The organism is Pseudomonas sp. PGPR40 (genome assembly GCF_022014505.1).
In the GTDB taxonomy this organism is placed as follows: Bacteria; Pseudomonadota; Gammaproteobacteria; order Pseudomonadales; family Pseudomonadaceae; genus Aquipseudomonas.
This window is the reverse complement of sequence record NZ_JAKLSP010000024.1, coordinates 92,304-111,862: the sequence shown is the minus strand read 5'-3', so window position 1 is coordinate 111,862 and position 19,559 is coordinate 92,304. Positions and strand designations below refer to the sequence as shown.

16 protein-coding genes and 1 pseudogene are annotated in these 19,559 nt (G+C 58.5%); 8 read left to right on the top strand and 9 right to left on the bottom strand.

What is annotated here, in order from left to right:
• Positions 1 to 160: 160 nt before the first annotated feature.
• The gene (locus MEB48_RS20640; RefSeq protein ID WP_123357693.1) at positions 161 to 1,507 is read right to left on the bottom strand and encodes a class II 3-deoxy-7-phosphoheptulonate synthase; all 1,347 of its coding nucleotides are present in this window, start codon (positions 1,505 to 1,507) and stop codon (positions 161 to 163) included.
• A gap of 150 nt (positions 1,508 to 1,657) precedes the next feature.
• Here MEB48_RS20640 and MEB48_RS20635 point away from each other — a divergent pair, with 150 nt between their 5' ends.
• Positions 1,658 to 2,413: a spermidine synthase gene (locus MEB48_RS20635; protein ID WP_237885775.1), complete on the top strand. Its 756-nt coding sequence runs from the start codon at positions 1,658 to 1,660 to the stop codon at positions 2,411 to 2,413.
• A gap of 139 nt (positions 2,414 to 2,552) precedes the next feature.
• Here the strand turns inward: MEB48_RS20635 and MEB48_RS20630 are convergent, their stop codons facing one another.
• On the bottom strand, positions 2,553 to 3,344 hold the full coding sequence (locus MEB48_RS20630) for a crotonase/enoyl-CoA hydratase family protein (RefSeq protein WP_237885774.1): 792 nt from the start codon (positions 3,342 to 3,344) through the stop codon (positions 2,553 to 2,555).
• Positions 3,345 to 3,422: 78 nt separating this feature from the next.
• Positions 3,423 to 3,656: a hypothetical protein gene (locus MEB48_RS20625; RefSeq protein ID WP_237885773.1), complete on the bottom strand. Its 234-nt coding sequence runs from the start codon at positions 3,654 to 3,656 to the stop codon at positions 3,423 to 3,425.
• 110 nt (positions 3,657 to 3,766) lie between these two features.
• Here MEB48_RS20625 and MEB48_RS20620 point away from each other — a divergent pair, with 110 nt between their 5' ends.
• Complete coding sequence (locus MEB48_RS20620; protein WP_237885772.1) at positions 3,767 to 5,440, top strand: DEAD/DEAH box helicase; 1,674 nt, start codon at positions 3,767 to 3,769, stop codon at positions 5,438 to 5,440.
• A 215-nt stretch (positions 5,441 to 5,655) separates the two neighbouring features.
• Here MEB48_RS20620 and MEB48_RS20615 read toward each other — a convergent pair whose 3' ends face one another.
• Positions 5,656 to 6,423, bottom strand: a complete 768-nt coding sequence (locus tag MEB48_RS20615) for a DODA-type extradiol aromatic ring-opening family dioxygenase (RefSeq protein ID WP_237885771.1) — start codon at positions 6,421 to 6,423, stop codon at positions 5,656 to 5,658.
• A 103-nt stretch (positions 6,424 to 6,526) separates the two neighbouring features.
• On the opposite strand from MEB48_RS20615, the gene MEB48_RS20610 reads away from it, so the two are divergent.
• Positions 6,527 to 7,183 (top strand): thiopurine S-methyltransferase, encoded by a 657-nt coding sequence (locus MEB48_RS20610; protein WP_237885770.1) that lies wholly within the window; start codon positions 6,527 to 6,529, stop codon positions 7,181 to 7,183.
• Between the two features lie 191 nt (positions 7,184 to 7,374).
• Here the strand turns inward: MEB48_RS20610 and htpX are convergent, their stop codons facing one another.
• Both htpX and MEB48_RS20600 read right to left on the bottom strand, forming a co-directional pair.
• The gene (htpX, locus tag MEB48_RS20605) at positions 7,375 to 8,262 is read right to left on the bottom strand and encodes a protease HtpX (RefSeq protein WP_237885769.1); all 888 of its coding nucleotides are present in this window, start codon (positions 8,260 to 8,262) and stop codon (positions 7,375 to 7,377) included.
• A 317-nt stretch (positions 8,263 to 8,579) separates the two neighbouring features.
• The gene (locus MEB48_RS20600; protein WP_030132315.1) at positions 8,580 to 9,791 is read right to left on the bottom strand and encodes a pyridoxal phosphate-dependent aminotransferase; all 1,212 of its coding nucleotides are present in this window, start codon (positions 9,789 to 9,791) and stop codon (positions 8,580 to 8,582) included.
• A gap of 225 nt (positions 9,792 to 10,016) precedes the next feature.
• Between MEB48_RS20600 and msrB the strand changes: the two genes are divergently transcribed.
• From msrB to MEB48_RS20585, 3 genes are all read left to right on the top strand, one after another.
• Positions 10,017 to 10,412 (top strand): peptide-methionine (R)-S-oxide reductase MsrB, encoded by a 396-nt coding sequence (gene msrB, locus MEB48_RS20595; protein WP_030132314.1) that lies wholly within the window; start codon positions 10,017 to 10,019, stop codon positions 10,410 to 10,412.
• A gap of 186 nt (positions 10,413 to 10,598) precedes the next feature.
• Complete coding sequence (locus MEB48_RS20590; protein ID WP_237885768.1) at positions 10,599 to 11,084, top strand: glutathione peroxidase; 486 nt, start codon at positions 10,599 to 10,601, stop codon at positions 11,082 to 11,084.
• A complete protein-coding gene (locus MEB48_RS20585) occupies positions 11,081 to 11,542 on the top strand; it encodes a MarR family winged helix-turn-helix transcriptional regulator (RefSeq protein WP_237885767.1) in 462 nt (153 codons plus the stop codon). The genes MEB48_RS20590 and MEB48_RS20585 overlap by 4 nt, the downstream gene beginning before the upstream one ends.
• Here the strand turns inward: MEB48_RS20585 and MEB48_RS20580 are convergent.
• Positions 11,526 to 13,847 (bottom strand): hybrid sensor histidine kinase/response regulator, encoded by a 2,322-nt coding sequence (locus MEB48_RS20580; RefSeq protein WP_237885766.1) that lies wholly within the window; start codon positions 13,845 to 13,847, stop codon positions 11,526 to 11,528. The two genes, MEB48_RS20585 and MEB48_RS20580, sit on opposite strands and share 17 nt — an antisense overlap.
• A 153-nt stretch (positions 13,848 to 14,000) precedes the next feature.
• On the opposite strand from MEB48_RS20580, the gene MEB48_RS20575 reads away from it, so the two are divergent.
• Both MEB48_RS20575 and MEB48_RS20570 read left to right on the top strand, forming a co-directional pair.
• Entirely contained in the window at positions 14,001 to 14,891 is an 891-nt protein-coding gene (locus MEB48_RS20575; protein ID WP_237885765.1) for an ATP-binding protein, read from the top strand.
• The gene (locus MEB48_RS20570; RefSeq protein WP_237885764.1) at positions 14,888 to 15,370 is read left to right on the top strand and encodes a GAF domain-containing protein; all 483 of its coding nucleotides are present in this window, start codon (positions 14,888 to 14,890) and stop codon (positions 15,368 to 15,370) included. Before MEB48_RS20575 ends, MEB48_RS20570 begins: the two co-directional genes overlap by 4 nt.
• Positions 15,371 to 15,480: 110 nt before the next feature.
• Here the strand turns inward: MEB48_RS20570 and MEB48_RS20565 are convergent, their stop codons facing one another.
• Together MEB48_RS20565 and MEB48_RS20560 are read right to left on the bottom strand one after the other, a co-directional pair.
• Positions 15,481 to 19,122 carry a transporter substrate-binding domain-containing protein gene (locus tag MEB48_RS20565; protein WP_237885763.1) on the bottom strand — a complete coding sequence of 1,214 codons (3,642 nt, stop codon included), beginning with the start codon at positions 19,120 to 19,122 and terminating at the stop codon, positions 15,481 to 15,483.
• A gap of 8 nt (positions 19,123 to 19,130) precedes the next feature.
• A pseudogene (locus MEB48_RS20560) lies at positions 19,131 to 19,448 on the bottom strand (LuxR C-terminal-related transcriptional regulator); the annotation flags it as partial.
• Positions 19,449 to 19,559 lie beyond the last annotated feature (111 nt).

Here is a 19,559-nt window from a genome sequence, read left to right as displayed (position 1 = left end):
CTCATCGAGGCGCGGGGCCACAGCCCCACTCAGACGCCGGATAGATGAAAGCAAGCCAAACACGCATCAAAAACAGTATTGCAGAAAAGGGGGTAACCATAGATGTGGGAGCGGGCTTGCTCGCGAAAGCGGTGGATCAAGCAACCAAAGACTTACTGACTCACCGCCGTACCTGCTTCAGGGTCTCAGCAATCAAAAACGCCAATTCCAGCGACTGATCGGCATTCATCCGCGGGTCGCAGTGGGTGTGGTAACGATCCGACAGGCCATCCTCGGTAATCGGCCGCGCGCCGCCGATGCATTCGGTGACGTTCTGTCCGGTCATTTCGATATGGATGCCACCGGCATAACTGCCTTCTGCTTCGTGAACCTGGAAGAACTGTTTCACCTCGCCAAGGATCTGCGCAAAATCGCGGGTCTTGTAGCCGCTGCTGGCCTTGATGGTGTTGCCGTGCATCGGGTCGGAGCTCCACAGCACCTGCTTGCCTTCACGCTGCACGGCGCGGATCAGCTGCGGCAGGTGATCGCCGACCTTGTTCGCGCCCATTCGCGCAATCAGGTTCAGGCGGCCCGGATCGTTGTCCGGGTTGAGCACATCGATCAGGCGAATCAGGTCTTCGGGGTTCATGCTTGGGCCGACCTTCACGCCGATCGGGTTGTGCACTCCGCGCAGGAATTCGACATGCGCGCCGTCCAGTTGACGGGTACGGTCGCCGATCCACAGCATGTGGGCCGAGCAGTCGTAGTAGTCGTTGGTCAGGCTGTCGCGGCGCACGAACGCTTCTTCGTAGTTCAGCAGCAGCGCTTCGTGGGCGGTGAAGAAACTGGTTTCGCGCAGTTGCGGCGAGCTGTCCATGCCGCAAGCGCGCATGAAGGCCAGGGTTTCATCGATGCGATCGGCCAGATGGCTGTATTTCTCGGCCAGCGCCGAGTTGGCGATGAAGTCCAGGTTCCACTTGTGCACCTGATGCAGGTCGGCAAAGCCGCCCTGGGCAAAGGCACGCAGCAGGTTCAGGGTCGCGGTGGACTGGTGATACGACTGCAGCAAACGTTCCGGGTCCGGCACACGGCTTTTTTCGTCGAAACCAATTCCGTTGACGATATCGCCACGGTAGGCCGGCAGCGTCACGCCGTTGATGGTTTCATCGTTGGCCGAACGGGGTTTGGCGAACTGGCCGGCCATGCGTCCGACTTTGACCACCGGGCAACCGGCGGCGAAGGTCATGACGATCGCCATTTGCAGCAACACTTTAAACGTATCGCGAATTTTTGCAGCGGAGAATTCGGCGAAGCTTTCGGCGCAGTCGCCGCCCTGCAACAGAAACGCCCGGCCCTGGGTCACTTCGGCAAACTGACGACGCAACTCCCTGGCTTCACCGGCAAACACCAGCGGTGGATAGCTCGCCAGAGTTTGCTCGACGTGCAGCAAATGCGCCGCGTCGGGGTAGTGGGGTTGTTGCTGGATCGGCAGGGCGCGCCAGCTGTCAGGGCTCCAGGGTTGGCTCATTGCAGTCTCTAGTGTTTTCCGCTCGGACGGTTATGTTATCAGCAATTAGTGCGTGACCTGCTCCCGTCGCTTCGCGGACAATCGCGCCTTTGCCGCCTTATTGCGCTGCTATTGACTGCGTTGCGGGCCCGGTAACGATCAGGAGACGAAATGACTGAGGAGCGCGTCGAGCATTTGCTCGCCGAGGTACAGGATGAATTCGGCGTGATTCGCGTGCTGGAAGTGGCTGATTACCGTTTTCTGGAGTTCGGTGATGCCATCGAACAGAGCTGCGTGTTCACCGCTGACCCGAGCTGGCTCGAGTACGATTACACCCGGGCGATGCTGATTGGCGCGCTGTGCCACGAACAGCCGGAAAGCGCGCTGTTCCTCGGCCTCGGTGCCGGGACACTGACCCAGGCTTGCCTCAAGTTCCTGCCGCTGGAGGACGTCGAAGCCATCGAGCTGCGTCCGGATGTACCGCGCCTGGCCATCGAATACCTCGGGCTGGATGATGATCCGCGGCTGTACATTCGCGTCGGCGATGCCCTGGAGCTACTCGAAACCGCTGAACCGGCCGATCTGATTTTCGTTGACCTCTATACCGATGTCGGGCCGGGTGTCGGGCATCTGGCCTGGGGTTTTCTGGAAAACTGTCAGAAGCGGTTGAATCCGGGTGGCTGGCTGGTGATCAACCAGTGGGCCACCGACGATGGTAGACCGTTGGGAGCAGCGTTGTTGCGTGGTCTCTATCACCGGCATTACTGGGAGTTGCCGGTGAAGGAGGGCAACGTGATTCTGATCGTGCCATCGGAGCTGGATCAGGCACTGGATATGGATGGGCTGATCGCACGCGCCGAAGGTCTTGCGCCGCGATTGGGGTATTCGTTGCAGTCGTTGATCAAGGCGATACGGCCGGCGACATAGAGGGTGGTTGGCCTTTAGGGCCTCTTCGCGGGCAAGCCTCGCTCCTACAGGTTTTATGTCGTCCGCCGGAAATGTGAATGACCCCAAACCTGTAGGAGCGGGCTTGCCCGCGAAGGCTTCCTTCCCGTCAATACATACCTCAAAGCCCTTTGAAAACACCCGGCCGCTTCTCGACCATCGACCGCACACCCTCCTTGGCATCCTCGCTGTTCAGCAACTTCTTCACCAGCGCCGGCAATGCCTGAGCTGCCGCGGTTTCACCCTCATAACGCGCCTGCCGGGCAGACATCAATGTCGCCTGAACCCCTAGCGGTGCCTGCCGGGCAATCCGCTCCGCCAATTCAATAGCTCGTGGCAACAAGTCCTCGCTGGCCATGATTTCCTGCACCAATCCCAGGTGCAAGGCGTCATGAGCGTCGAATTCATCGCCGGTGAGCAACCAGCGCATGGCATTGCCCCAGCCGGCGACCTGATGCAGGCGCAAGGTGGCGCCGCCGAACGGGAAGATCCCGCGCTGCACTTCCTTTTGGGCAAAACGGGTATTGCTGGCGCACAGGTTGATGTCGGCAGCCAACATCAACTCGATGCCAACAGTCAGGCAGTAGCCTTGCGCCGCGACGATCACCGGTTTGCTGACCCGGGGGCCGGCGAGTACGCCCCATGGGTCGCAGCCACCGGGCGGTGCCTGCCAGCCTTCGGCCAGGGCCGCGCCGGCGCTGACCAGATCGAGCCCGGCGGTGAAATGCTCGCCATGACCGAACACCACCGCCACTCGCGCCTCGCTGTCGGCCTCGAACTCGCCATAGGCCAGGCTGAGTGCGTTGAGCAAGTCGAGGTCGAAGGCATTGCGTTTGGCCACCCGATCCAGGCCGATCATCAGGACATGACCGCGTCGTTCACGGGTTACACGACTGGGGCTGGGCTGATTCATAGGACATTTCCTCGGGTGGGGAAGGGGGCATGAGACCGACGGTCTGCCTCACAAGAGTGAACCGCTTTAGCGCCATCGTCAGCAGGGCCGGGCCTTTGCAAAATAGACCGTCGTACGATTATCCGCAAAGCCCATGACACAACGCTGTACGCCGGTTTTTTCCGATAAAAAAAGCTCCCTTTTCGGGCGAATTCCGGTATAGTGCGCGCCGGCCTTTAACCGGGCCGCGTTTAGGTAGCGCAATTCCCCGAAGCCAGCTTCGGCTGCACGTCCGTACAGCGGACTCTTCCTTGACGAATCTTTTTCATTCATTCGTTTTCGCAAATCCCCGCCGACAAAGCAGCCAGGGCGACTCTTGAGTCTTACACGGCATGCGCAGCTTTGGAGCATGGGTCTTTGCGGATGCACTTTGAGGCAGACCCATGACCCAGGAAACCGGCGGCTTCGCCGCTTTTAATCTTAATCCGAATATTCTTGCAGCCGTCATTGCGACCGGCTACGAAGAACCTTCGGCTATTCAGCAGCAATCGATCCCGATCATCATGGCCGGCCACGACATGATTGGCCAAGCGCAAACCGGTACGGGTAAAACCGCCGCGTTCGCCCTGCCGATCCTGCACCGCATCGATCCTGCAAAGCGCGAGCCGCAAGCCCTGATCCTGGCGCCAACCCGTGAGTTGGCGCTGCAAGTAGCAACCGCTTTCGAAACCTACGCCAAGCAAATGCCGGGCGTTACCGTTGTGGCCGTTTACGGCGGCGCGCCTATGGGCCCACAACTGAAAGCAATCCGTAATGGCGCACAGATCGTTGTCGCCACGCCGGGCCGTCTGTGCGACCACCTGCGTCGTGACGAAAAAGTTCTGGCTACCGTGAACCACCTGGTTCTCGATGAAGCTGACGAAATGCTCAAACTGGGTTTCATGGACGACCTCGAAGTTATCTTCAAGGCCTTGCCTCCAACCCGTCAGACCGTATTGTTCTCGGCCACGCTGCCGCAGTCGATCCGTGCCATTGCCGAACGCCATCTGCGCGATCCGCAACACGTGAAGATCCAGACCAAGACTCAGACCGTTACCGCGATCGAACAGGCTCACCTGTTGGTTCACGCTGACCAGAAGACCTCGGCTGTATTGAGCCTGCTGGAAGTGGAAGATTTCGACGCCCTGATCATGTTCGTGCGCACCAAGCAAGCGACCCTGGACCTGGCCAGTGCCCTGGAAGCCAAAGGCTACAAAGCCGCTGCGCTGAACGGTGACATTGCTCAGAACCAGCGTGAGCGCGTGATCGATTCCCTCAAGGATGGCCGTCTGGACATCGTTGTGGCGACCGACGTTGCCGCTCGTGGCCTGGACGTTCCGCGCATCACTCACGTGTTCAACGTTGACATGCCGTACGATCCTGAATCCTACGTTCACCGTATCGGCCGTACCGGCCGTGCCGGTCGCGAAGGTCGTGCACTGCTGCTGGTGACTCCTCGTGAGCGCCGCATGCTGCAAGTGATCGAGCGTGTAACCGGTCAGAAGGTTGCCGAAGTTCGTCTGCCGGATGCACAGGCCGTTCTCGATGCCCGTATCAAGAAACTGACCAACAGCCTGTCGCCGCTGGTCGCTGATGCCGAATCGACTCACGGTGATCTGCTGGATCGCCTGACTGCCGACATCGGTTGCACCCCGCGTGCACTGGCCGCTGCTCTGCTGCGCAAGGCAACCAACGCTCAAGCGCTGACCCTGGCCGCCATCGAGAAAGAACGTCCACTGGTGCCGAACAACGCACCGCGTGGCGATCGTCCAGAGCGTTCCGGTGATCGTCCGGAGCGTGGTGATCGCGAGCGTCGTGCTCCGGTTCCATTGGCCGAAGGTCGTGCTCGTTGCCGTACCGCGCTGGGTGCGCGTGATGGTATCGCTGCCAAGAACCTGCTGGGCGCCATCCTGAATGAAGGCGGTTTGGCGCGTGAAGCCATCGGCCGCATCCAGGTGCGTGACAGCTTCAGCCTCGTCGAGCTGCCGGAAGATGGTCTGGAGAAGCTGCTGACCAAACTGAAGGACACTCGCGTTGCCGGTAAGCAGTTGAAGCTGCGTCGCTATCGCGAAGATTGATCCGCTCTCGAGCTGATTGATCGCACATAAAAAATCCCCGACTGGTTCGGGGATTTTTTTTGCCTGCTGTTTCTGCTCGGCTTTTGAGCGGAGTCGCCTCCTTCGCGAGCAAGCCCGCTCCCACACTTGATCTTCAGTGAATTCAGAATTCATGTACGACGCAGATCCAGTGTGGGAGCGGGCTTGCTCGCGAAGGGGACAACTCGGTCTACCTGTCAGCCAAAGCGATAAATATCCATCCCCAGCGCCCCCATGGTGAAACCCTGGTGCGCAATGCTGAACTCACCCCCAGCCGCGCGGGCAAAGTACAGCGGCAGCAGATGCTCGTCACTCGGATGGTTACGCACAGCGTTCGGAGCTCGCTGACGATAGTCGTGCAACGCAGCTTCGTCGTTCGCTTCGAGTTTCTCGATCATCCAGTCGCGGAACGCCTTGGCCCAGGGTTCGACGCTTTCCGGGCCGGCGTGCCAGTCCAGTTCGCGCAGGTTGTGGGTGATGCTGCCGGAGCCGATCAACAGCACGCCCTGTTCGCGCAGGCTGGCCAAGGCATGGCCGATGCGGGTTTGCAGGGCTGGGCCGCCACGGGTGGGTAGCGAAACCTGCACCACCGGTATATCAGCGTGCGGATACATCAACGACAAGGGCACCCAAACGCCATGGTCGAACGGTCGCTGGGTGTCGATGCGCGCCGGCAGATCATCGGCCTTCAGCAGCTCGACCACCTCCGCCGCCAGTTGCGGATTGCCGGGAGCCGGGTATTGAACTTCGAACAAGGCCTGAGGAAATCCGCCGAAGTCGTGCCAGGTTTCAGGCTGAGGGTTGCCGCTGACCAGCAGTTCGCTGCTTTCCCAGTGCGCGGAAACCATCACGATGGCCTTGGGTTTCGGCAATGCTGCGGCCAGACTCGCAAGGGCCGGTCCGCTGGCGCCGGGTTCCAGGGCTAGCATCGGGGAGCCATGAGAGATATACAGGCTGGGGAACATGAACGAGCTCCTGAGAGTAAGATGGCACCATCTTCAGTCAGATCATTGATCTAAATCTAATATAAGTTTTAGGGTCTTTTGATCGAATTTTTCGGGGTTAATTATGCAGCCGGAGTTTTGGCACAAACGATGGGCGTCGAATCAGATCGGCTTTCATCTGCCGGAAGTGAATCCTTATCTGCAACGGTTCTGGCCAGCGTTGAGCCTGGAAGAAGGTGCTCGCGTGCTGGTGCCGCTGTGTGGGAAAAGTCTGGATCTGTTGTGGCTGGCGCACCAAGGTCATGAGGTCTTGGGAATTGAGCTGTCGGAAAAGGCCGTGGAGGATTTCTTCAGTGAGCATCAATTTGACCCGGACGTCAGTGAGCAGGGGCCGTTCAAGGTCTACCGTGCCGGTTCAATCGAGTTGTGGTGTGGTGATTTCTTCGAGTTGACGGCAGGCGATGTCGCCGATTGCAGCGCGCTGTATGACCGCGCGGCGTTGATTGCCCTGCCGCCGGCGATGCGTGAGCAATACGCGGCTCATCTGATTCGGATTTTGCCGAAGGATTCTTTAGGGCTTTTGATTACGCTGGATTACGACCAGGCGCAAATGGACGGACCGCCGTTTGCTGTGCTTGATGATGAAGTGCGGCGGTTGTTCGGCGATGTGTGGGCGCTGAAGATTCTGGAGGATCAAGACGTTCTGGGTGAGAGCTGGAAGTTTCTTGAGGCCGGTGTCACCCGGTTGGAGGAGCGGGTTTATCGGGTTTCCAGTCATTAAGGTATGTTGAGTTTGCTGGCCTCTTCGCGGGCAAGCCTCGCTCCTACAGTGGACCGCGTCCATTCAGATCACGCGGTCAACTGTAGGAGCGAGGCTTGCCCGCGAAGAGGCCCAGATGAACACCGCATTAATCAAGCAGACAAAAAAAGGCCCGCATTCACTGCGGGCCTCTTCTTTTAGTGCGGAACCGATCAGCCCCGACGACGCAATGCGTCAATGCGCTCTTCCAGCGGCGGGTGGCTCATGAACATGCGAGCGAACCCTTGTTTGAGGCCACCGTTGATGCCAAATGCAGTCAACGTATCTGGCATATGCACCGGCAGACCCTGTTCCGCGCGAAGGCGTTGCAAAGCGCCGATCATTGCACTGGTACCGGCCAGGCGTGCACCGGCATCGTCGGCACGGAATTCGCGTTTGCGCGAGAACCACATGACGATGGCGCTGGCCAGGATACCCAGGACCAGTTCAGCGAAGATGGTGGCCACATAGTACGCGATACCTTGGCCTTCTTCGTTCTTGAAGATCACCTTGTCGACAAAGTTGCCGATGATCCGGGCGAAGAACATCACGAAGGTGTTCACCACGCCCTGGATCAACGCCAGGGTAACCATGTCGCCATTGGCCACGTGGCCGATTTCATGGGCCAGAACGGCTTTCACTTCATCCGGCGAGAAACGCTCGAGCAAGCCCTGACTGACCGCGACCAATGCGTCGTTCTTGTTCCAGCCAGTGGCGAAGGCGTTGGCTTCATAGGCCGGGAAAATCCCGACTTCGGGCATCTTGATCCCGGCTTCGCGGGACAATTGCTCGACAGTTTGCAGCAGCCATTGCTCGTGCCGGGTACGCGGCTGGCTGATGATCTGGGTGCTGGTGCTCATTTTCGCCATCCACTTGGAGATGAACAGCGAGAACAGGGAGCCGGCGAAACCAAAGACCGCACAGAAAATCAGCAGCTGATTGAGGTTGAGATCAACCCCGTTGGCCGCCATGAACCCGTTGAAGCCGACAAGGCTCAGGGTGATGCTGGCAATCAGCACGACCGCCAGGTTAGTGGCCAAAAACAGCAAAATGCGCATCATGGTTGTAGAAATCTCCTCGTGCTAAAGATGTAGCGTACTGCGGGGTTATATAAGGTGCTGCATCGAGCTATTCAACCAAGTGACTATTTCAAACTGTGTCCTACAGCAACAGTCTAGCTGCTTGAAGGACATTTCCGACGTTGGCATGGGAAACGGTTGTCAGACAATCAGCGTCGCAAGCCCCCGCCGTTGTTAGGCGCGGGGATGAAACGTGTCGTCCGTCAGTGCTTGAAACAACGATGCAGGGTGGGTGCACAGATGTGTTGCTGAATTAATCACCGTGCGACTTTAATCAGCGTCGCACGGTGACAGGCCACTTACTGGCGGTAGGACTTGAGGAAGTTGCCGATCCGGCCAATCGCCTGATCCAGGTCGTCGAGCCGTGGCAGGGTGACCACGCGGAAGTGATCCGGCCATGGCCAGTTGAAGGCCGTGCCTTGTACCACCAGCAACTTCTCCGAGAGCAGCAGGTCGAGCACGAATTTCTCGTCGTTGTGGATCGGGCAGACTTTCGGATCGATCCTTGGGAACGCATACAGCGCGCCCATCGGCTTGACGCAGCTCACGCCCGGAATGTCGTTCAGCAATTCCCAGGTACGATTGCGCTGTTCCAGCAGACGCCCTTGGGGCAGCACCAGATCGTTAATGCTCTGATAGCCGCCCAGCGCGGTCTGGATGGCGTGCTGGCTCGGCACGTTGGCGCACAGGCGCATATTGGCCAATATGTCGATGCCTTCGATGTAGCTCTGGGCGTGATGTTTCGGACCGGAAATAGCGACCCAGCCGGAACGGAAGCCAGCCACACGATAGGACTTGGACAGGCCGTTGAAGGTCAGACACAGCAAATCCGGCGCCAGCGAGGCGGTGCAGATGTGTACGGCGTCGTCGTACAGGATCTTGTCGTAGATCTCGTCGGAGAACACCACCAGATTGTGCTGACGGGCCAGTTCCAGCATGCCCAGCAGGACTTCTTTCGAGTACACCGAGCCGGTCGGGTTGTTCGGGTTGATGATCACCAGAGCCTTGGTGTTCGGGGTGATCTTGGCCTTGATGTCGGCCAGATCCGGCCACCAGTTGGCCTGTTCATCGCACAAGTAATGCACCGCGTTGCCGCCCGCCAGGCTCACTGCGGCGGTCCATAGCGGATAGTCGGGAGCCGGCACCAGCACTTCGTCGCCGTTGTTGAGCAGGGCCTGCATCGACATCACGATCAGCTCGGAAACGCCGTTGCCCAGGTAGATGTCTTCGATGCCGACGCCTTCCACCTGTTTTTGCTGGTAGTACTGCATCACAGCCTTGCGAGCGCTGAACAACCCCTTGGAGTCGCTGTAGCCCTGGGCGGTCGGCAGGTTGCGGATCACGTCCTGAAGGATTTCATCCGGCGCTTCGAAACCAAAGGGGGCCGGGTTGCCGATGTTCAGCTTGAGGATGCGATGGCCTTCCTCTTCCAGGCGTTTGGCGTGCTTGAGCACTGGGCCGCGAATGTCGTAGCAGACGTTGGCGAGCTTGTTCGATTTGCTGACCTGCATGGCGATGTGTTCCCGAAAATGAACGATCCAGGCGGCGTATGAACGACCGTGCTGGGAATCCTGCGTATTCACACAGGCCTGACGCCTTGAGCGACGGCACTCAGAATCCGTTTGAATGCGCGTGGTCTGGCTGCCAGACTGGCGTTTGACGAGGCGCAATCATACGTGCCGCCCGATCCGTGGAAAAGGTACAGATCGGGCTTTTTCAACTGCTGAGGTGTGATGATGGAAAAGTTGGAAAAAACCCTGGAAGAATGGCGTGAAATGCTCGACCCGGAGCAGTACAACGTTTGCCGCCTCAAGGGCACCGAACGGCCGTTCTCCGGTAAGTACAACGACAGCAAGGTCGACGGTGTTTACCACTGCATCTGCTGCAACGCGCCGCTGTTCGACTCAAAGACCAAATTCGATTCCGGCTGCGGCTGGCCGAGCTTCTACGCGCCGATCGGTGACAGCGCGATGGTCGAGATCCGTGATGTCAGCCACGGCATGATCCGCACTGAAGTGGTCTGCGCCACATGCGATGCTCACCTGGGGCATGTGTTCCCGGACGGTCCGCCACCCACTGGCCTGCGTTATTGCATCAACTCGGTATGCCTGGACCTCGTTCCCCGCTCGTAATGCGAGCCCTGTAGGAGCGAGCTTGCTCGCGAAGGCGTCTTGGCATTCAACACTGATATTGACTGTGCCGTCGTCTTCGCGAGCAAGCTTCGCTCCTACAGATGAGCGGCGTTCATTACTTTAAATTGCACACAATTCAATTGCTCGCTATGTTTGGTCTTTGTTCTTCCACTCGGAGTTCGTGCCATGAGCGACAACCTGCTGAGCATCCCTTGCACCACCATCAAGGGTGAGCAAAAGACCCTGGCCGATTTCGCCGGCAAAGCGGTGCTGGTGGTCAACACCGCCAGCAAATGCGGCTTCACCCCGCAGTACAAAGGCCTCGAAGAGCTGTGGCAGACCTACAAGGGTCAAGGCCTGGTGGTGCTCGGCTTTCCCTGCAATCAGTTCGGCAAGCAAGAGCCGGGCAACGAGGGGGCGATTTCCGAGTTCTGCGAGTTGAATTACGGGGTGAGTTTCCCGCTGTTCAAGAAGATCGAAGTGAATGGCGCCGACGCCCATCCACTGTTCGTGCAGCTGAAAAAGCGCGCACCGGGCGTGCTGGGTTCCCAGGGCATCAAGTGGAACTTCACCAAGTTCCTGATCGGCAAGGACGGTCAGCTGGTCAAGCGCTTCGCTCCGGCGACCAAACCGCAGGACCTGAGCCGCGAGATCGAAGCCCTGCTCAAATGAACACGTTGTCCGTTGATTCGCTGAAGCTCGACAGTCAGCTCTGCTTCAAGCTGTACGCCGCTTCTCGGGCGGTGATCCGTGCCTACAAGCCGATGCTCGATCAGTTGGGCCTGACGTACCCGCAATACCTGGCGATGCTGGTGTTGTGGGAATGGCAGGAGGCGGCGCCGGAGCAGCCGACGGTCAAGGCCTTGGGGGAGCGTCTGGCGCTGGATTCCGGGACCTTGACGCCGTTGCTCAAACGGCTTGAGCAACTGCAACTGGTGCAGCGTCAGCGTTCGACCCGCGATGAGCGTGAGGTGCACTTGAGCCTGTCGCCCACCGGCAAGGCGTTGCGCGAACAGGTCGGGCCGCTCAAGGCCCGGCTGTTGTGCGATAGCGGCGTCGATCTGGATCGCCTGAATGATCTGCGCGATGGCCTCGATCACCTGCTGGGGCAAATCAAAGCGCTGTCGTAGTGGGTATCCACAAGTCGAGCAGGGCGGCCAGTTCTTCCCGGCGGAAAGGCTTGGCCAGGTAGTCACTCATGCCTGCCGCACGGCAGCGTTCGCGTTCTTCGGACATGGCGTTGGCGGTCAGGGCGACGATGGGCAACTGTGGCCAGCGCCCGCTGCGACGGATCTGTCGACTGGCTTCATAGCCGTCCATCACCGGCATATTGCAGTCCATCAGCACCAGATCGAATTCGCTCTGCTCGAGCTGATCCAGCGCTTCGGCGCCATGGGCCGCGACGCTCACCTCGCAACCGAGTTTTCCGAGCATACCCTTGGCCACCAACTGATTGACCGGGTTGTCCTCCACCAGCAGGATGCGTCCGCGTCGCTGGGGTGAGATGGCTTCGATCCGGGCACCGTTGATCGTGGGGAGTTCCGGCTGCAAGATCCGCCGCAATGCCTGGTAAAGCGCATTGCGCGCCAAAGGCCGCGCTTGTTGCTGCAAGGGGGCCAGGGCATTGACTTGCTCGCTGGGCAGGAAACTGCCATAAGCGGTCACCAGCAGAATCGGCGCGGTGAAGGTAGGGCGCAGGCCAAACAGGCATTCGGGGCAGTCGGTAATCAATACATCCGGCTCCAGGCCGATCAACCGGTCATCGATGGACCGCTGCTGATAGTCGAGCCCCCAGCCGGGCAACAGGCTGCTCAACAATTCCGCCAGACCGCTGCTGGCGGCGGTAATCGCGACGATGTTGCCCCGCAGTGCTGCCGGAGAAATGGCCCGGGTATGGCAGGGCAGGGGCAGGTCGGCGCAGAACTGACTGCCGAAGCCCGCTTCCGAGCTGATCGTCAGACGCCCCTGCATGGTTTCGCAGAGGCTATACGTCAGCGCCAGGCCCAGTCCGGTCCCGCCGAATTGCCGGGTAATGCCGGCACCGGCCTGGGTGAACGGCTGGAAAATTTTGACCTGCGCCTCCTGGGCGATGCCGATGCCAGTGTCGCAGACTTCGATTCGCACACCGTCTTCGAACGTTGAAAGACGCACATCGACCCGCCCGAAACGGGTGAACTTTAGGGCGTTGGATAACAGGTTGCTGACGATCTGCCGGACCCGGGTCGGATCACCGAGCACCAGTGCGGGAAATTGCGGGTCAATCAGGCACGTCAACTCGACACTCGGCGCAGCGTTCTGAGACAGCAGGTTGGCGGTGTCTTCAATCAGCGAACCAAGGTCGAATGGAATGTGTTCGAGCTCGAGCTGCCCGGCATCGAATTTCGACAGGTCGAGAATATCGTTGAGCAGTTCCACCAGCACTTTGCCCGAGTCATGGGCGATAGACAGTTGTTGCTGCTGCTCGGCATTCAGCGGGCCGTCCAGCGAGAGCGCGATCATCCCCAGCAGACCGTTGAGAGGCGTGCGGATTTCATGGCTCATGTTGGCCAGGAATACCGAGCGCGCTTCGGCCATGTCCAGGGCAGTGCTGCGGGCGACTTCCAGCTCCTCGTTGGATTGGCTGAGCCGGGTGTTGATCGCCTTGAGTTCCGCGGTGCGGGCCGAGACGATGTTTTCCAGTTGCGAGAGGTAATCGGTCAGGCGATTTTCGGCGTTGCGCCGTTGCTGGATTTCGGTGGCGATGTTTTCGAACTGCTGATTGGCGACCTCGACCAACACCCCGATTTCATCGTTTTCATGCCCCGTCGGACACTCCAGCCACGTCGGCTCCGCGCTGCGCGGGTCACGACCGCTGAGTTCGCGGATGACCCGCACCAGCGGTTTGGTCAGCATCACGTAAAACAGCGCCAGGAGAATACCCGTGAGAATCAGGCTGCGCGCAAAGCCGTTGAGCAGGGTCACTTCGGCCCGGCGCAGGAAACGACTGCCGAAGGTGTAGGTATCGACTTCCAGGCGCAAGGTCCCGAGGGATTCGTCCGGCAAATGGTCGAGATAAAGGCGATCTTCGAATTGCCGGTTGGCGCCGAACAGGAAGTCGCTGATCATCCGGTCAGTGTTCTCCAGGCCCGGACGTTTGACGTTGGCCAGCACGGTATGGTTGTTGTCGGTCAATTGCGCGCCGATGATCGCCGGGGAGCGCAGCAGACCCAGGGCCAGTTCCTGAGCGAGTTCGGCATCGATGTTGTAGGCGATGCGGGAGGCGGGGTTATGGCTGATTTCCAGCAACGACAGTATTTCACGGTTGATGGAAGCGTCTTCGCTGGCATAATCGATGCCTATTTGAACCAGGCTGAGCAGCGTGCCCAGAATGAAACCGACCAGCACCGTAAGCTTGGCTTGTTTGTACGACAGCCGGTGACTGAACTTGATATCCATGGGATGTTGAACCACTTCCGTTTCCCTTCGCTGCTCAAGCATAGTCGATCATCAATGGATTCCGATGTTCTCGCAAAACACCTGTAAGGGGATAGACGCTGTGTTTCGTCGCTGTATCGCCATCATTACCGTGAATGAGCTCGAGGAGAAGACGTGGATTCCCGATTGAATGCTTTTCTTGAACGCGCCGATGCCGTTCTGGCGCGTATCGAGCCGCTGCTTCCCGCGCCTCGGCAAGCCATCGACTGGACGCACTGCCTGGCCGCACGCTGGCAGCGCGAGGGACGCAGCGGTTTTCTGTTGCCGCTGCAAGTCAGCCTGGACACGCGTTTGTCCGACTTGATCGGCGTTGACCGGCAACTGGAGCAACTGGGTCGCAATACCCGACAGTTTCTCGACGGCATGCCGGCCAATCATGCCTTGCTCTGGGGCTCGCGTGGCACCGGTAAATCGTCGTTGGTGCGCGCCTTGCTGTCGGAACATGCCAAGAGCGGCTTGCGGCTGATCGAGATCGAACGCGATCACCTGGCGGACTTGCCGCGCGTGGTCGAGCAGATCGCCAGGTTACCTCAACGTTTTGTGCTGTTTTGCGATGACCTGTCGTTCGAGTCGGGCGAGGGCGATTACCGTGTGCTCAAGAGCGTGCTCGATGGTTCGCTCGAACAGGCACCAGACAACGTTCTGCTGTACGCCACCTCCAACCGTCGCCATCTGGTGCCGGAAAAGGAAAGCGATAACGAAAACTGGAAAAGGGTCGATGGCGAACTCCATCCCAGTGAGGCGGTGGAAGACAAGATCGCGCTGTCGGACCGTTTTGGTCTATGGCTGTCGTTCTATCCGTTTACTCAGGAACATTTCCTCAACGTCGTCGAACACTGGATCGGTCAATTGGCCGACAAGGCCGGCCTCGAGTGGCAGCGTGACGAAGCACTGGACATCCTCGCCGTGCGCTGGGCCACGGGGCGGGGCAATCGCAACGGACGTTGCGCGTATCAATTTGCCCGTTATTGGGTCGGGCTGAAGCTGTTGGAGCACAAGGCATGATCGATTTACAAAAGAGCGGCCAGGGCCTGGAGGGCTACGGCATGCTGTGGGCGCAGCTGGAATCATTGCTGGCAGACGAGCGTGATTTTATCGCCAATGCCGCACAATTTTCGGCCTTTCTGTTCAACCAGCTCGATGACCTGAATTGGGCCGGTTTCTACCTGAATCGCAACGAGGAACTGGTGCTTGGCCCGTTTCAGGGGCAGATCGCCTGTGTACGGATTCCATTCGATCGCGGTGTGTGCGGGGCGGCGGCAGCCACTTTGCGGACACAGCGGGTCGAAGACGTACATGCATTCCCCGGGCACATCGCGTGCGACAGTGCCTCGAACAGCGAGCTGGTGGTGCCGCTGGTCAAGGACGGTCGACTGATCGGTGTGCTGGACCTCGACAGCCCGACACTCGCGCGTTTTACCGCGCAGGATCAGGCCGGTATCGAGCAACTGGCGGCGATTTTCCTGCGTCTGACCGATTGCTGATCAAACTATCAAGCCGGCTCTGTTCGGTAGGCTTGACGAGTCGACCGCATTAATTTGTCGAGGGTCGAGAAAGCGATTGGCGTACTGCACTGCTCAGCCCCCAAGCATAGTTAATGCTCCTTCATTGTGCTTTTGTCATGGCGTGCCATCTGTTGTTGCAATGATTGCTCCAATTCGAGCATGGCGCGCTCCATGGACTTGCTGCAATCGGCCACTTCATCGGGGTGGAGTCTGTTATTGCAGGCCTGTTCGAGGGCCTCGCAACTGCTGATCAGTCTGGAGGCCTGGACGATTCGGGCTGCGCCCTTGATTTTGTGGGCAATGTCGAGGAGTGACTGCCGGTCCTTCGACTCGGATAACGCCAGCAGCGCTTTGCGGTCCAGGCGGTTGCTGTTCAGCAGTTCGGTCAACAATCGCTGGTTCAATGTCGGGTTGCCACCGGTCAACAGGTGCAATCCTTCCAGACTGAAGGCCGGCTCGCAGGCCGGCGTGATGCCTTCGACCCATTGGCTCAAGGCCGTCAGGCTGAGGGGTTTGAACAGGCAATCGTTCATGCCGGCCAGTTTGCAGCGTTGTCTTTCCTCTGGCTGCGCATTGGCGGTGAAACCCAGAACGATACAAGAAGGACGCTGCAGGTGCTGTTCATGTTGGCGAATGGCACGGACCAGCTCATATCCATTCATGATCGGCATGTTGCAATCAGCAATCACCAGATCGAATGGCTGATTCTTCCATGCCTCGAAGCCCGCCTCGCCATCTGCTGCGAGAGTGAACCGATGCCCCAAAAATTCCAGTTGCTGGCACATGAGCAACCGATTGGCCGGATGATCATCGACCACCAGAACGTTCAAGGGAGCAGTACTCGGGTGGATTTGCGGCTCGGCAGGCTCCGGCCGGCGTTCCATCGGCAGGGTTGCCAGGTTCAGCGAAATCCGGACTTGTGTGCCGACTCCCGGCTGACTGTTCAATTGCAGATTGCCGCCCATCATTTCGCACAGATTGCGGCTGATCACCAAGCCGAGTCCCGCACCGCCCCGGGCTAACTGGCCGGAGTTATCGGCCTGAACGAAAGGCTCGAACAGCCGCTGTTGATCCTGCTCGCTGATCCCTGCGCCACTGTCTTCAACCAGCAATTGCAGGTTGACCCGGTCGGACTGGTCGGTCGGTTGCAACTCCACGCGGATACTGACTTGACCCTGTTGCGTGAACTTGATCGCATTGCTGACCAGGTTCGACAGCACCTGCTTGAAGCGCATCGGGTCCAACAGGACATCGAACGCCGGTTTGGCAGGGCTGAACTCCAATTGCAGTCCGAGATTTTTCTGCCGGGCCAGCCCGTCGAAAATCCGCACCACCGAGGCTACGGTTTCAGCCAGATTGACGCGCTCCGGGCTCAGGCTCAAACGCCCGGATTCGATGCGCGCAATATCGAGAATGTCCCCGATCAGTTCCAGCAGGTCTTTCGCCGAGTGGTACGCGACGTCGATGGCGGGTCGATCCGGATGACTGTGATCGATACGTTTGAGCGTCAGTTCGAGCATGCCGATGATTGCATTCATGGGCGTGCGGATCTCATGGCTCATGGTCGCCAGAAAGGAGCTTTTAGCTCGGTTGGCAGCATCGGCTTGCTCTTTTGCGGCCCGCAATTCATCGAACAGTTGCCGCCGTTCGCTGATGTCGATCCAGCCGCCAATGATGCCTTGCACGTCACCGCTGGAGTCTCGATAGGGAAGAATCCAGTGATAGATCGTCAGCTTGCGGTCGTCGATGTGCAATGGACGATCGAGAATCAGTGGCGTTCCCTCGGTCATGACGCGCTGGTAGTCCGCCTGATATTCCCGTGCTTCGAAGGCGTTGCCAAGGGTGCCCGGTATGATGCCTTTACCGATGATGTCTTCGCGTTTCGCGCCGAAGGTTTCCAGGTAACTGTCGTTGCAGCTTTGCAGCAATCCCTGGCGATCGCGTACGTAAATGGGATGAGGCGTGCCATTGACCAGCGATCGCATGAATTCCAGTTGATCGTTCAATGCACGCTCGGCCGCCTGCCGCTGTTTTATCTGGCGCCTCATATAGGCGTTCCAGGCAATGGATATCAGCAGTAACACACTGGCACTGATAACGATCTGATAGAACACGCGGTGATAGTTGTGCCAGGTACTTTGCGAGGCCGCTGAATAGCCACGCCAGCGGTTGTTGATGATGCCCAGCTCTTCCGGTGAGATGCTCAGCAGTGCCTTGTCGAGGATGCCATTCAATTCTTTGGCGTCGCGCCCTGTCGCCAGGGAAAACGCGGCCTGACGGGTGCCGATGGTGGTGCTGATCTGAAGTGTCTGTTCGAAGATCCGTGATGTGATGAAGTAATTGGCTATCACCAGTGAGTTCACCGCACCTTCGGCCCGGCCCTCGGCGAGCAACTCCACGGCACTGAACGTGTCCGGGGTTTCAACCAGATTGATCCGTGGAAACTCGCCGCGCAGGTAGTCCACCAGTGGATTGCCCTGGGCGATGGCCAGGCGTTTGTCCTGCAGTTGCGTGAGGTTTGTCGGGCTGTCGGCCGCTTTGCGCGTCAGCAGCACAAAGGAGTTTTCCAGGTAGGGGCGGCTGAAGTTCAACGTCGTTTCACGTTGCGCGCTGGGGAGCAGGGCGGCGATCAGGTCGGCCTGATGGTTAGCGATCTGCTCGATCATCTTGTCATCGCTTCGGCTGCGCTGGATCTCGAAACGTAAACCGGTGCGCAATCTGATCAATTCGAGCAGGTCAGCTGTGACACCCCGAAAGTTTCCGTCGCTGTCGAAAAACGTCAGCGGCGCAAACGCTTCATTGACCGCGACGCGCACGACCGGATGTTGTGCCAGCCACTGTTCTTCGCGGTGGCTGAGTTGCAGTTTGTGATCGGTGAGAAGAATGTCGCTGCCGGCACTCCAGCGTTTGACAATGTTTTCTCGCTCACTGGTGGGGATGGTCTTGAGTACCGCGTTGATGATCCCGAGCAGATCCGGGTTGCCCTTTTGCACGGCAAAACTGAAACCATGGGCTTCGTGTTTACCGAAGTTGGCCATGCGGATGTTGTTCAGATACCCCTTGTTGATCATGTAGTGAGTTGAAATGGTGTCGCCGAGAAAAACGTCGGCCTGGTCGAAGGCGACCGCATTGATTGCATTCTGGTAGGACGGGTAGGAGGTGATGATTGCCTTCGGATACAACGCCCTGACCTCGTCCAGAGGCAGATAGTGATACACCATGCTCAGTCGCATCCCGGCAAGTCCATCAGTCAGCGATCTGGTTTCTCCTTCTCGTGTCACCAGAACGGGTTGATCCACCGCATAAGGTGTGGATAGGGCAATGTCGGCATTGTTGGCCTCAAACCCATTGGCGGTGCCGAGCATGTCAACCTGGCCTTTTCCCAGCGCCTCGATCGCGGCCCCTCGGGAAGCGAAGCGCTGAACCTTGACCGGCAACCCTATGGCCTTGCCGAGGATGCCTGCGTAATCAGCGGTGAAACCTTCATAGTCGTGGCCGCTGAGGGTCAGGTCGAAGGGAGGATAATCCGGGGCCGATGTACCCAGGATCAATTCACGTTTGTCTTTAACCCATTGTCGTTGTGAGGTATCCAGTGGGACTTCCATGTGCCCGACCGTCGAGCGACTGAGCAGGGTGTAGTGCTCGCTGGCTGTCTGAGCCGCGGGTACTGAGGTGCTCAGGCACAAACCCGCGGCCATGAGTATTAGATAATCCTTAAAACGGCTGGGCATCCTGTTTCTCACACTAACGCATTACGTTTTGCCATATCGATGAGTTCAACCAGGGATTTGGCCTTGAGTTTTTGCATGAGTCGTTTTTTATAAGTGCTGACCGTCTTGTTGCTGAGAAACATCCCCTTGGCAATTTCCTTGTTGGTACGACCTTGGGCGAAAAGTTGTAATACCATCAGTTCTCGATCATTAACGGATTTAAATAATTCCAGGTCGGCCCAGCGCGCGTCGTCGCGACGCACAGGGTTCAAGGCTTGACTGGGGAAGTAGTTGTAACCTGATAAGACCGCTTTGATCGCACTCATCAGTTCACTGAGGTCTTCCCGATCAATTTCTGTTCAGGTTGATATGGTTGACTGTGGTTGGTGCGAAATTCATGAAGCCTTGAAATGCATGTTTTCAAAAAAAATAATACTGATGAATATTGTTGGGCGAAA